Genomic DNA, 13269 nt, shown 5'->3' with positions numbered 1-13269 from the left:
GATCAGAAGCTGTAGATCAGGCCAAGCCCGACCGAATAGCTGTCCTTGGTATTGGTCAGCGGGCTGTCGTGAACCTTCTTGTCGATCAGCTGATAATTCACCGTCCCCAGCACCGACAACGTGTCGCTGATCGGGTAGACCATGGTCATATCCACAAACGGCTCGGTGGTGGAGCCAACATCATAAGCGGCCCGCTGCGCGTTCGCCTCGCTGGCGGACACACCGTAAAGGAAGTTGTTCAGCTTGCCGTCGCGCATCCGCGCCCCGGCGCCAATATCGACACCCAGCTGGCCCATCTGGAACTCGGTCCCGAATTTGGCCTCCGCGTGATAGCCGTCATGCTCATTGGAGACATCCACCATCGCGCTGCCCGCCACATAGAACCCGTCAAAACGATAGGTCATGTCAAATCCCGCCTCGATCGGTGTGCTGCGCTTCAGCCCGGCAAACAGCGGCTTGTTCTCCGGGTAATCCGGCTTTTCGCCCGCACCCACGCGCACCGAAACCTGCAGGTCCTCGCTGTTCAGAATATGATAGGCGACCCCGTCCCAGCCCAGATGCAGCCGGTCGCTGTCATAGGACACAAACGGCAGGGCGGCGGCTTCGGTGCTTTCGCCCTTGTAAAGGTCGGAGGAGGCAAACGCCCCCAGCCCGAGGGTAAACTGGCCGTTGGAAAACAGCCCCTCGGCGGCGGCGCCAGATGCGCCCGCCAGACTACACGCGGTCACAAGAGCGGCGCTGCGATAAAAATTCATGGTCTTATCCTTTTTCAGATCGTGTTTTAGGTCTTGGGTATGGGTTTCGGGACGCCCCGGCGCGCCCTCGTCAGGTGCGGGCGATGCTGGCCAGCTGCGGATCAGCGCAGCCGGTGGGTGATATCGGCATGGACCACGCAAGGCTCGGCTGAACCGATCTGCCGGACCATGCGCGGCGGAAAGCTGATCGTCGCCACCGCCTTCTGATCAATCAGCCCCTCCGAAATCACCCGTGTCTGCAACTCGGTCACGGTGGTGACCTTGCCGAACAGGGTGCGCTCGACCTCGGTCATCACCCCTTCCCAGCGGTTGGGGCTGGTGCGGGTCCAGTTGATATCAACCTCCCAGGCCGCATTGAGCTGGTTCAGATCCAGTGGTTTGGAAAAATGCAGGGGCTTGGAATAAAGCACCTCATCCTTTGCATCGGACTCGATCTCGCGCCGCAGCGTCGCCGAACAGCCGCTGACCGACCGGAACTGCATCAGCGCCAGCCAATGCCCGTCGCGCGGCTGGATATCATTGCTGCCGGTTCCGGCGCTGGTCGCAGGGGTGGCCCCGATGGCAAACCCCAGTGCGATGCAGAACACCACCGGCAGCAGCGGCACGGCGCGCCGATACCGCCGCAGCGCAGAGGTCAGATAACGGGACTGAAACGAAGGTCTGAGCATGGCGGGGTCTCTCTCTGGTCAGATATTCCGGTTGCGCAACAGCAGGGCTGTAGAGGGCAGGCCATCCGCCGCCTCGCCCTGACCCTAGCCAGAGCCGCGCAGCCCCGTCGTCCAACCGGGCCGGAAAGGACGCCAGACTGCCCGTCCCGGCAGGACAGGACGCCGGACAGCACGGTTTTGCCCCCGACCAGCGGGGGGGTCCGGCGCGATGCCGCAGAATCAGGCTTGACGTGAAACCATAAGGTATCATATTAAAAGGATACCAAACGGTATCATATAAGGAGCAGATACCGCCATGTCACAGCAGACGCCGGACCAGCAGAACCACCAGCAGCCGGAGCAACTGGCCTTTCGCGCCCTGGCGGATCCGACACGCCGCCAGATCCTCCGGCTGCTGGCGCAGGACAGCCTCACCATCGCCGAGGTTGCGGAGAATTTTCAGATGACCCGCGCCGCGGTGAAGAAACATCTCACCATTCTGGACGAGGGCAATCTGATCTCGGTCCAGACCGAGGGCCGCGCCCGGCTCAATCACCTCAACCCGGATGGGCTGCGGCAGGTGTTCGACTGGTTCGGCTTCTTTGATGCCTTCTGGGACGACCGCCTTGCGACGCTCAAATCCGAAATCGAAAAGGACATCCAATGACCGATACGATCCTGCGCAAATCCATCTATCTGCGGGCCACCCCGGCCCAGGTCTGGGCCTATCTGACAGAGCCAGAGAAACTGGCGATCTGGTTCCACAAACCCCAGACCCCGCTGGTCGAAGGCCCCTATGAGATGTTCGGCACCGAAAGCGGCAAGCGGCTGATGTGGGGCGAGGTGCTGCTGGCGGAGCCCTTCACCCGCCTTGACTACAGCTTCACCATCGCGCCGATGGGCGATGGCACCAGCACCGTCTCCTGGACGCTAGAGGAGGTGCCCGGCGGCACCAATCTGTCGCTGACCCACACCGGCCTGCCACAGGGGGTCGAGGCCTTTGACCTGTTGCTGGCGCTGGACAAGGGATGGGACGAACATCTGGGCCGGATGCGGGCCTCCGCCCACGACAGCTGAGCATCGCAGCGGGCCGGACCTGCCGTTCGCACAGGCCAAAGGCTCAGTCGATAACGGTCACGCCGGGCAGGCTGCGGATCAGATCGATATCCGCGAAATAGCGCTCTGTCATCTCATCGACGAACCCCTGCGACCAGCCCGGCAGGTCAATTTCCTCTTCCACCGCATCTTCTGCGTGGAAATAGGACAGGAACAGCTCGCGCACCTGATTGCGCTGCTGTTCCGACAGCTTCGGACGCTCGGCCAGATAGGCCTCCAGCCGCCGGGTGCCTTCCTCCGTCATCGCCTGACGCAGAATATCCGTCTCACCGGTGAACCGGTAGCCCGCGCCCAACCCGGTGACATGTCCCAGCACCTGCGGCCAGACCACCGGCGTTTCCTCATTGCACCAGACGGTGATCGCGCAATCGGGATTTGCGGTCAGGATATCGCCGACCACCTCGGACCAGCGCAGCTCCATCAGGTCGGTATCCCCGGCAAACCCGTACCAATCCTTCTGCGACTGCGCGGCAAACCCGGCCGGCACCAGCGTCGCCGGATTGCGCAGACCCAGGAAAAACTCGCAGCGATGATCGGCAAACACCGCCCGCAGCGCGGCGGTATTGGCACCGGCATTGCGGTAAAGCCGCCCATCATTCAGCATCCAGGCTGGCACGCCCAGAATCGCCGACATCGACAGCACCACCCGCGCCGGATCCGCGTCGCGCAGTACCCCCTCGAGAAAGTCTTCGCACGCCTCGTCGCTGACCCCCTCCTTTGCGGCGCGGCCCTTCAGATCGGTCAGGTCTTTCAGATAGGTTCCCGGTCGGCGCACCAGCACGCCATCCTGCAACAGCCGCGCCGAATCCCGGCGCAGCGACCAGATCAGCTGATCCTCATCGGTAAACGGCGCCCCGATATGCAGCGCAACCGTCAGATCTCCTGCCCCGCCTCCAGATGTGGAGCCGGTCACGCCAGTGATGGTCTGCGGTTCTGTCATCGTCAAACTCCGCCTTGGGGTCGCCGGATCACAACCCGCGGCCCATAACAGGCCGCCCCAGCCCCGATGTCACAATAAGGTTGCCCTTAAGACCATAATTAACGGGGTGTTTGTCTTTGTTTTGTCCCAATTTTGTCCTTAATGCAGCCGCCGCACGCAGGCCGGGCCGATCAGGTGTCAGCCCGTGTGTAGCCAGCCCGCGGAAGAAGAGTCAATGCAACCGCAGGGATTGGTCTGTAATGCCTTTGTTAGAGCCTGAATTTATGGATCCCAAGCGCGCAGCTGGCCCGGAACAGGTCTAGCCGACAAGCTGCTTCGGCGCGGCGTCACGCTTCGCGAGGGGGCGAGGAAAACTCACCTCAAAGACCGCACCACGAGGCTGGGCCGCCGAAACCTGCACGGTTCCGCCCCAGCTCTCCACGGTTTTCTTGATAAACGCCAGCCCCAGCCCGCTGCCTTCGGTCGAGGAGGACAGCCGGTGGAACGGGGCAAAGATCCGCTCGCGGTGTTCCTCCGGGATGCCCGGACCATCGTCGCGCACCGAGATCGTCACCGCATCGGGACCGGTTTTCGCGCTCAGCACCAGATGGCCGCGTTCCCGGTCGTGATGCTGAAAGGCGTTGGCGATCAGGTTGCGCATCACCATGTCAAAGGCGATCGGATTGACCTGTAGTTCCGGCATCCCCGCTTCAATGATCACCTCGAAACCGGCGCGCGGTCCGGCCAGTTCCAGCACCTCATGCAGGCGCTGCGATGGCTCGATCACCTCCGCCTGATGGCTCTCGCTATGGGTGGTGGAATAGACCAGCAGATCCTGCACCAGCTGCATCATCCGCTGCGACAGGCGTTCCATTTCAACCCAGTTAGAGCGGACGCCGTCGGGCAGATCTATCCCGGCTTCCTGCATGTCCTCGGCCACGAAATCAATCAGGTTGAGCAGGCTGAACAAAGGCGCCTTCAGATCATGTGCCGCAATGGCGGAGAAGGTGCGCAGATCCTCGTTGACCACCTCCAGCGACCGGGCTTGCGCGGCAATCAGATCCTGCTGTTCCTGCAAGCGGGTCACATCCACCCGCAGGGAGGCAAAATGCCGGGAGCCCAGCTTGACATCACGGGCCTGAAACACCCGGCCATCCGTCGCGCGCACTGTCCGTGGCTCGGATCTTCCGCGCTGCAGATCCTCAACAACCTGATCAACAAGGGATACAATCTGCGCATCGGTGTAGGGGTTTTCGATGGTGCCATCCATATAGGATTTCACGATCATCTGTTGCATCGTCGCGCCCTTTTTCAGGGCCGCCACCATGCCGGGAAAGATCAGTTCAAACCCATGGTTCCAATGCACCGCCCGCATGTTGTGATCGTAGATCACGATGGCCGCAGCCACCTCATCCAGTGCCTTAACCAGCAGTTGGTCGCCAGCGCGATCCCTCAGCAACTGATTGGATTTGTTGCGATAATAATGGAACCAATAGCCCAGCGTCAGGATGACCGCCACCAGAACGGCACCGATCAGCAGGCCCCAGCGCACCAGAATATTGTCCCAGATCGTGCGTGACTGGCCAAACCATTTCTTGTCCAGATCGCGCAGCAAGTTGGCGTCAACACTTGCGGCGATGGCGGCGTCCAGCTCATCGCGCAGCGCCTCCTGCCCCGGCGCCACCAGGAACCCATAGGGGCTGCTGACCAGCGGCGGTGACAGCACCCGGACATGGTCGTCAACCTCAGCCATACGCAGCCGCCGCAGGAAACTGTTGTGGCCTGACACCACCACATCAATCTCACCGGTCAGAAACGGCAGGATCTGGGTGTCCATCGAGGCAAATTCGACCATCTCGGTGAAGGGGATCTGGCGGGCACCGTCAACGGCGAAACTGCCGCTGACCACGCCGATATCCATTCCAGCGAGATCATCCAGCTCGTAGAGCTGATCGCTCTTGCGGACAAAGGCCCGCATCTCAAACGATCCAAGCGTGCGCGTGGCCAGCCCGGCGCTCAACCGCTCCGGCGTCAGCGCCAGAAGCGATGTCACATCCGCCCGGCCCAGACGCAGCTCATCCAGCATACCGGCCGGGTTTGTGTTGGGCTGAAACACGACCTCCCGCCCCGCCGCGCTGGCGATATGGCGCATCAGGTCGATCGACACGCCCTTTGGATATCCGTCAATATCGGTAAAGGAATAGGGCGGGTATTCCTCATAGGTCATCCGGATCGGTTCGGCCTGCCCCATGCTGGCCAAAGTCGGAACACCGACGAGAGCGAAGAACAGCAATACCGCCAGGCGCCGCATCGTGAATGTAAATAGTACCTGCAAGTGCCGTCCCGCTGTGCATACCCCTCAAGCCACCCATCTGGCCAAAAATGTCTGAACCTATCGTTAAAACGGGACGGTACCTACAGTTTTACCCATTAATCCCCGTAAAAAGCACCTCAGCCGCCAAGGTCGACAGCTGGGGCGAACAGAACAGACGGGTGAGCGGCCATTCCGGGCAGCCCTCAGTCCAGGGTATCCTCGATCAATGCCAGCAAAGCCTCCACCTGCGCGGGGTCAAGGCTGCGGCCCTTGAGGTCGATTCGCACCGCCGTCGGCGCCACCTCAGCCGACAGGTCCCCTCCCGATTGCAGCCGCCGCGCGGCCAGCCGGGTGACCTGCCGGGGGCGCCCGCCACGCGGCTTGGCCTCCGCCACCGGGTCCATATCCGACAGCGCGGTTTCCAGAAGCCGCCATTCCGCCCGCTCATCCGCCGGATCCGCCCCGGCCAGCGCGGCACGCAGGGCGCCCTGCCCGCCCGACCGCAGCGCCGCCGCCAGTTTCAGCCCGGCCTTCTCCGACAGCGCATTGGGATAGCGCAGCAGATCGCCCAGCCCCTCATGCACGGCAGCAAAGCTGCGCACCTTGGAGCGTTTCGCCTTTGACGCCGCCGCAAACAGCGCCTCAACCGCCGCCTCGACCGAGGCAAACACCCCCTGCCCCGCCACCAGCACCGCAATGCGCCCGCGTTCATAGGGCGTCAGATTGGCGCGCAGCTCGTTTTCCTCGATCATCGCCACATAGGCGCCCGCACTGTCCGCGCCCCGCCGCAGAAACGCGGGGATCTCGGCAAACCCGTCTTCGCTCCGGTTCAGCCGCGCATAGGCTTCCAGACGGCGAAAGCCCGACACCAGACCAAAGCCATCGTCCAGCGCGATCACCTCAACCGGGCTGCGCAGACCATGGGCGCGGATAGAACTGATCAGCTCGTCCAGCTCCTCCTCGTCGATCTGCATCCGGTCGCGGCGCAGATAGTCGCGGTCAATCTCGGTCAGCGGAATGCGCAGCACGGTTTCCCCGGCAGTCTCAGCCGCGCGCCAGCGTTCGGCGTCTGCCTTGTCGCGGGCCATCTCGACCCGGTCCGCCACCGCCGCCATCCCGCGCAGCTGTGCCGCCTCGGCCGAGACCTTGGCAATCGGCGGCGCGCTGGCCGGGACGCCACCGGGCGCCGGGTCAAAGGGGTTGATGCCGGGTTTCGCGGCGAAACCCTCCTCGATGGCTTCGATTTCGGACGCGTCGGGGGCGCTCAGCCGTCTGCGTTTTGCCATGTTACTCCGCCTCTTCCATCTGGGTGTCACGCCACCAGCTGCCGATGAGCAGCTCCTTGAACTCCGCATAGGTCCGATCAAAGGTTTCGCGACCGCGTACATAGGTATCGCGGTTGAAGTCGCGATAGTCTGCTTCGTAGATCCCATTCACCTGTTCTCCCGCCTGCCCAACAAGGGCGGTGACATCCTGACGGTAGGCGTTCATGAAATCTCCGAAATAGGCCTGGATCACATTCGCCATGTCCGTCTGCTGACTGGCGTCAAAGCGCGTGATCAGCGCCCTCACTACATCCCATTCAAATTTAATTTCCGGCAAACCCGCCGCGCGCTGTGCCATATTCTCGCCCTCCTCGATGGAGGCGAAGGTGGAATAAAGCATGTCGAAAAACCGACCCGTCGAGTCAAACTCCAGAAACGATGCCCCCAGCGGCACCAGCAGGATATCCGCCGCCGCCAGCGCGTTGATGGTCAGATAGCCAAGCGCCGGGGGGGTGTCGAGGAAGACGATATCGTAATCGTCCAGAATGCCCTCCTGCTCGAGGAAGTTGCTCAGCGCATCCCACAGCGGCCAGCTGCGCAGCCCCATGCGCCAGACCGGAATCTGGAATTCCGCCCAATACAGGTTCAGCTGCGCGCCGATCAGATCAATATTCGACCAATGGGTTTTCTGGATGACGTTTCGCGACGAAACCCGCAGCGCCTCGTTCAATGTCTCATCCAGCGGCAGTTCCGGCTCTCCGGCGGCGGCGCGCACGGCGTTTTCCGCAACCACGGATTTGGCGTAATCCTTGGCGATCAGCGGAAAGACGGTGGACCATTCGTCCTCAACCTTGCCGCCAAGGATTGAGGTCATCGACCCCTGGCTGTCCAGATCAATGACCAGCACCTTGTAGCCATCCAGCGCGGCCGACATTGCCAGATGCGCCGCCGTCGAGGTCTTGCCAACGCCGCCTTTGAAATTGGCTACCGCCGTCACCTTGGCCGGCACGCCCTTGGGCCGGTAGGGCAGATATTCCTTGGTCGAGATCCCTTCGGAGGCAAAATGCCGCCGCAGCGCCAGCACCTCCTCCAGAGTGAACCATTTGGAGCCGCCTTCTCCCTCGCCCTGCGGCAGGTCGGGGTGGTTCTTCAACACCCGGCGCAGATGCTGTGGCGCGACCGGGATCAGATAGCGGGTGATCTCCCAGGTGGAGAATTTGCGCAGCCGTTTTTCGCCGTCGGGCGCATAGCCGCGCCGGGCCAGATCCTCGCGCCCTTTGGTGCACATGGCGGCGGCCTTGGCGAACCGTGTTGTCTGGATCGGATCCGGCAGTTTGGCGGCGGCCTGTTTGGGATCCAGATTGAAATACGGGGGCAGGGGAGGCGATGTCATGTTGCGGCTCGATCTCGGTGCATGTGGATGCGTGTTATCGCGCGTGTTTTCTATTTGCGCTTATATGCCAGAGAATAGGGAACATCTTGCAGGCTGCCTAGGTCATATGGACCCGCAAGGGCAATTTTTGCAGGTGCTTCAATCCACCTCGGCCCGGTTTCGCCGCGAAACGTTCGGCTTTTCCTTGGAAAACTCAAAAATAGATGACAGCTAAACGTTTATATTTTTTAGAATCTTTAGAGTCTTTGGTTCCGGTTTAACATTCAATTACAGTCAGTTACCCCAGTTTGGGGACCCGCATCCGGTACAAGAGGCACCTGAACACGGGATGAAAGGGACCCGTATGCGGGATAACAGGCGCCTGAAAGCGGGGCAAAAGGCGCCGATTCTCAGGATGGCGCTGCACACCGGCAGTCCGGTGTCAGAGGTGTTGCCAGCCCGATGCTAGACCGAATGACAGCCATAAAACAGAGCCTGTTGCGCCATTTTTGACACTGATTGGCGGAAATTCCTGTTGCGCCCCCAGCGCGCGCTCTGGGCCTCTGCGGCGCAACGGTGGGTCGGATCATGCGATCATGGGGCATCGCCGCGATTCGCAACAGGGCGTCATTTGCCACGATTGATCCCGTGAACGGGTCCCTTTCGGCGTGGCGGTGGCCGCTGCCCGGAACCGGTGTCAAAGACAAATGTCGGCCGACGTAGTAACAAAGGAACCCATATGCGGTTGTCGCATAGGTTCCTTTTGTGGCAGGGTATGGCGCAATTGAGGCCCATGATGACAGGCAGTGATTCCATGGCAGAGCCCGGCTTTGACACAGAGCGGCTGACCGGCGCGTTGACCCGCGAAACGGTCAAGAAGAATGTCGCCGCGATCCATATCAGCGGCAAGCTGACGCTGTTGCAGCGCAAGCTGTCGAATGTGCTGCTGCTCAATGCCTATGACACGCTGACCTCGGCGCGCAGCCATACCATCGACGCGCGCACCTTGGCGATGATGGTGGGGTATAATTCCAACGATATCGACAGTCTGCGCGCCAGCCTGCGGGCGCTGGCCGAAACCGTTGCCGAATGGGACATGCTGGACGAACAGGGCCATCAGGAATGGGGCGTCTCGTCGCTGCTCAGCTTTGCCAAGCTGAAGAATGGGATCTGCGAATATGCCTATTCGCCGGAGCTGGCCAAGAAACTGCACGACCCCAAGATCTTTGCCCTGATCAACGTCAAGATTCAGCGCAATTTCAGCTCCGGTCACGGGCTGGCGCTTTATGAAAACTGCTATCGTTTTGTGCGCACCGGATCGACCGGCTGGTGGGGGCTCGATATCTTTCGCAAGCTGATGGGGGTGGATGGCTCCGCCTATTACGAGAGTTTCAAACATCTCAACGCCAAGATCATCAAACCGGCGGTGGCCGAGGTCAATAAATCCTCCGACATCATCATCGAGCCGCAGACCCGCAAGAAAGGCCGCGCGGTCAGCGAAATCCGTTTCCTGATCCGTGAAAATCCGCAGATGGCGATGTTCCAGATCGACGACAGCGACGGGCTGCGCCAGCAACCGGTCTATAAGGCGCTGCGCGGGCAGGGCGTGTCGGACCGTCTGGCGCGGCAGTGGATCACCGAACACGGGCCGGATTACGTTCAGCAGAAACTGGATTACGTGGCCGGGCAGGGGGCGGTGAAATCGCGGCTTGGCTATCTGCGGGCGGCGATTGACGGCGATTACAGCGCGACAGCAGAGGCCGGAACCCCGCCGCCGATCACAGCCGAGGAGGAGGCCCGCATCCGCGAGGCCCGTCTGGCACGCGAGGCGGAGGCCGCCGCAGAGGCCGCCGCCTTTGACGCCCGCGCCGCAGCCCGCCGGGACCGGGCGCGGCATCTGGAAACTGTCGAGGCGCTGGTTTCGCGGCGAAACCCGACCCAGCGTGACGCAGACAAACGGCTGTTCCTGTCGCGGCTGGAGAGCGATCTGGACCGCGAGCATTTCCGTCAGCACGGCTGGCGCTCGGCGCTCAATGCTGCGGCCATCATCGCCTTCTGGCGTGAGCTGGAGCCGGAGGCCTTCGACAGCTAGCGCGGTCCCGGCAGGGGGCGCAAGGGAACCAATAGCGGTCTGCCGCGTTGGTCCGGCATGGTCTATTTTCTATTCAACCCCTTTGCGCTGAGCCTGCTGCGGGCGCTGCTGGCGGTCCTGCTGTCGGGTATTGCCGCCCTGATCCTGCTGTCGATGCTGACCCAGCCGGCCCGCGCGGGCGGAGCGCAGGCGCTGGATCCTGCACCGGTCGGATCTGTCGCGCCGTTTGCTCGACCCGCCGCACCGGGGTCGTGACCGCCCGCTGTCACTCTTCACCTGCCATGCCGCAGGCACCATCGTCAGGAACCCTCGCCATGTCCGCAGACCGCACCACCGATCATTCCGCCCGTGATTTCGCCTGGGCCGTGCCGATCATGCGGGCGGGCTACGCCGGGCGCGGGCTGGTCTACCTGCTGGTTGCGGGTCTGTCGCTCTGGTCGATCCTGAATGGCGGAGAGGCGGAGGGCACCGCCGAGACGATGCAGCGGTTTCGCAGCGGCTGGGGCATCGCGGTGCTGCTGGTGATCGCGCTGGCGATGCTGGCCTATGCCATCTGGAGGGCCGTGGACGGGATCTGGGATCTTGAAGATTATGGCAGCGACCTCAAAGGAGTGGTGGCAAGGGCCGGGATGATCATCACCGGTCTGGTGCATCTGGGGCTGGCCGCGCTTGCCATCATTGTTGCGGTTGGGGTCAGCCGGGGCGGTGGCGACACTGGCGTCGTACAGCAGCTGTTTGCCTCTTCGATGGGTCAGCTGGCGGCGGGGATCATCGGGGTGATCACCATCGCCGTCGGCTTCTACTATCTGCACAAGGCCTGGACGCAGGGCTACCTTGACCATCTACAGGGCAACCCGGTCACCCGCCATCTGAACATGGCGCTGCGCATCGGGCTGGCCGGGCAGGGGGTTGCAGTGGGCATCATCGGCCTGCTGATCGTACAGGCCGCCACCTATTCCTCCCGCAGCGAGGCGGGTGGTCTGGGGTCGGCCTTTGACTGGCTGCAATCCAAGGCTTATGGCCAGGCGCTGGTGATTGCTCTCTGCCTTGGTCTTCTGGGGTTTGGCCTGTTCTGCTTTGTCAACGCGCGCTACCGGATCGTGCCACGGGCCGATGCCTCCGGCACGCCGTCGCTGCGGCAATTGCTGAACGGCTAAGGCCGTTCCCTGACCAAGCGATCGGGCGACCGCGCCACACCGGCGCGTGCCTCTCCGCGCAGGGGCGGAGCCGGGAGGTCAGGCCAGCACGCGGATATAGCCCGCCAGCCCGGTTTTCTGATGTTCGATCACATGGCAGTGGAACGCCCAGTCGCCGGGATTGTCGGCCACCAGTGCCACCTCGATGATTTCATCCTTCAGCAGCAGCGCGGTATCGGTCCAGTTGGACGGCAGGCTGCGCCGGTTCGACCACAGCGGGCGGAACACCAGACCGTGCAGGTGGATCGGATGGGCGTTGGGGCTTTCATTGCGCAGCCGCAGGATCACGCTTTCGCCGCGGTTGAGCACCAGCAGCGGGGCGGCGCCGGGGGTGTCGGGAGCGGCAGCGTCACCGGGCCAGGGTTTGCGGTTGATCGACCAGAAGCTATAGCCCAGCGAGCCGCAATAACCGTTCTCCTGCGCGCCGCCTTCGGGCGTCCAGCCAAAAACCAGATCCTCGGTGCGCGCTTTGGTCAGATCCGGCTCAGGCACGTCATTGGCGGGCAGCGGCGACAGCTCGGCCAGATCGCGGCCAAGGCTGGGACCGGTGGCGCGGATCCGGGCCAGACGGCGGGGTCCGCCGGGAAAGTCGGTCATCACATCGACATAGGCGCCTTCGATGCGGGGCATCTGCACCGCGATATCCAGACGTTGGCCGGGTGACAGCAGGGCAGGGGCCGTATCGGTGGGCCAGTCGATGGCCTCGCGCAGCGGGTGACCATCGGCGGCAATCACCTGACCGGAGGCACCCAGCACAAAGGGTTTGTAGATCCGCGTGGTATCGGTGGCCGCAAGCCGCAGCCGCGCCAGCCCGCCGGTGGGGGCCTCATAGGTCGGGTCGCTGTCCCAATTGGCGGTTATGATGGTGCCAAAGGTGCCCGCCCGCGCCGCCCCGCGCGCAGTCCACAGCTTCAGCCATTCGCCATTGGGGCGCAGTCGGAAATCGCGCAGGTTCAGGGCAATATCGGCGTCAAATCCGGGGTCTTCGGCCTCGTCCACCACCAGCACGCCGGTCAGCCCCATGGCCATCTGGTTCATCGTCATGCAATGCGGGTGATACCAATAGGTGCCGGCATCCATCGGGGTGAAGTGGTAGTCGAAACTCTCCCCCTCGCCGATGGGAAATTGCGTCAGATAGGGCACCCCGTCCATGGCATTGTCCAGCCGGATGCCGTGCCAGTGCATCGCTGTGTAATCGGGCAGGGTATTGGTGACCCGCGCGGCAAAGGGCTGACCCTGTTTGAGGCGGATGACCGGCGGCGGCCCGTCAGGTCGGGTCGAGATCAGATCATCAGTGGGCTGATCGGCGATGGTATAGCGGGCGCGCTGGATGTGGATCGGCAGAGGCACCGCCGTGGGTTGGGCGCTGGCCCGCGCCCTGGCGGGGGTGGTGAGCTGTGCGCCCGCCAGCCCCAGTGGCGCCAGCATCCCGGCGGCCCCTGTCAATTGCAGCGCGCGGCGGCGGCTCAGGCGGGGCGAAGGTCTGTCTGCGGTCATGGTTCTACCGGTTGCGGGAGAGGCTGCGGGCAGGCTAGCGGGTTTGGCTGGCGGGTGTAAGATCCGGCGACAGGGCTGCGGCGGAATTACCCGCCC

Annotated in this window: 12 protein-coding genes; 5 read left to right on the top strand and 7 right to left on the bottom strand. The window is 62.9% G+C overall.

The features are described from left to right. Positions 1 to 2 precede the first annotated feature (2 nt). Both VXL81_RS01595 and VXL81_RS01590 read right to left on the bottom strand, forming a co-directional pair. Positions 3 to 755, bottom strand: a complete 753-nt coding sequence (locus tag VXL81_RS01595) for a MipA/OmpV family protein (protein WP_340547769.1) — start codon at positions 753 to 755, stop codon at positions 3 to 5. A 101-nt stretch (positions 756 to 856) separates the two neighbouring features. After that, positions 857 to 1423 carry a hypothetical protein gene (locus VXL81_RS01590; protein ID WP_416552681.1) on the bottom strand — a complete coding sequence of 189 codons (567 nt, stop codon included), beginning with the start codon at positions 1421 to 1423 and terminating at the stop codon, positions 857 to 859. Positions 1424 to 1718: 295 nt separating this feature from the next. Here VXL81_RS01590 and VXL81_RS01585 point away from each other — a divergent pair, with 295 nt between their 5' ends. Both VXL81_RS01585 and VXL81_RS01580 read left to right on the top strand, forming a co-directional pair. After that, on the top strand, positions 1719 to 2069 hold the full coding sequence (locus VXL81_RS01585) for an ArsR/SmtB family transcription factor (protein WP_416537861.1): 351 nt from the start codon (positions 1719 to 1721) through the stop codon (positions 2067 to 2069). Further along, positions 2066 to 2479 (top strand): SRPBCC family protein, encoded by a 414-nt coding sequence (locus VXL81_RS01580; RefSeq protein WP_340547772.1) that lies wholly within the window; start codon positions 2066 to 2068, stop codon positions 2477 to 2479. Before VXL81_RS01585 ends, VXL81_RS01580 begins: the two co-directional genes overlap by 4 nt. Positions 2480 to 2522: 43 nt before the next feature. On the opposite strand, the gene VXL81_RS01575 is transcribed toward VXL81_RS01580, so the two are convergent. The 4 genes from VXL81_RS01575 to VXL81_RS01560 form a co-directional block, all read right to left on the bottom strand. Next, positions 2523 to 3458 carry a hypothetical protein gene (locus VXL81_RS01575; protein ID WP_416552679.1) on the bottom strand — a complete coding sequence of 312 codons (936 nt, stop codon included), beginning with the start codon at positions 3456 to 3458 and terminating at the stop codon, positions 2523 to 2525. A gap of 298 nt (positions 3459 to 3756) precedes the next feature. Then, positions 3757 to 5772, bottom strand: coding sequence for an ATP-binding protein (locus VXL81_RS01570; RefSeq protein ID WP_416552677.1), 2016 nt, complete (start codon positions 5770 to 5772; stop codon positions 3757 to 3759). 182 nt (positions 5773 to 5954) lie between these two features. After that, entirely contained in the window at positions 5955 to 7037 is a 1083-nt protein-coding gene (locus VXL81_RS01565) for a ParB/RepB/Spo0J family partition protein (RefSeq protein ID WP_416539696.1), read from the bottom strand. A gap of 1 nt (position 7038) precedes the next feature. Further along, the gene (locus VXL81_RS01560; protein ID WP_340547776.1) at positions 7039 to 8409 is read right to left on the bottom strand and encodes an AAA family ATPase; all 1371 of its coding nucleotides are present in this window, start codon (positions 8407 to 8409) and stop codon (positions 7039 to 7041) included. Positions 8410 to 9202: 793 nt separating this feature from the next. Between VXL81_RS01560 and VXL81_RS01555 the strand changes: the two genes are divergently transcribed. The 3 genes from VXL81_RS01555 to VXL81_RS01545 are packed head-to-tail and all read left to right on the top strand — an operon-like array spanning position 9203 to position 11637. Further along, positions 9203 to 10480: a replication initiation protein gene (locus VXL81_RS01555; RefSeq protein ID WP_416537900.1), complete on the top strand. Its 1278-nt coding sequence runs from the start codon at positions 9203 to 9205 to the stop codon at positions 10478 to 10480. Positions 10481 to 10537: 57 nt separating this feature from the next. Then, positions 10538 to 10735 carry a hypothetical protein gene (locus tag VXL81_RS01550; protein ID WP_416552675.1) on the top strand — a complete coding sequence of 66 codons (198 nt, stop codon included), beginning with the start codon at positions 10538 to 10540 and terminating at the stop codon, positions 10733 to 10735. 59 nt (positions 10736 to 10794) lie between these two features. Continuing rightward, positions 10795 to 11637, top strand: coding sequence for a DUF1206 domain-containing protein (locus tag VXL81_RS01545; protein ID WP_416552673.1), 843 nt, complete (start codon positions 10795 to 10797; stop codon positions 11635 to 11637). A gap of 78 nt (positions 11638 to 11715) precedes the next feature. Here VXL81_RS01545 and VXL81_RS01540 read toward each other — a convergent pair whose 3' ends face one another. Continuing rightward, entirely contained in the window at positions 11716 to 13173 is a 1458-nt protein-coding gene (locus VXL81_RS01540) for a multicopper oxidase family protein (RefSeq protein ID WP_416552671.1), read from the bottom strand. Positions 13174 to 13269: the final 96 nt, after the last annotated feature.

Origin of the sequence: Phaeobacter sp. JH204B, assembly GCF_048055755.1 — a bacterium.
Taxonomy (GTDB): Bacteria; Pseudomonadota; Alphaproteobacteria; order Rhodobacterales; family Rhodobacteraceae; genus Phaeobacter; species Phaeobacter bryozoorum.
The sequence above is the reverse complement of the archived record's forward strand: the minus strand, read 5'-3'. Positions and strand labels throughout refer to the sequence as shown.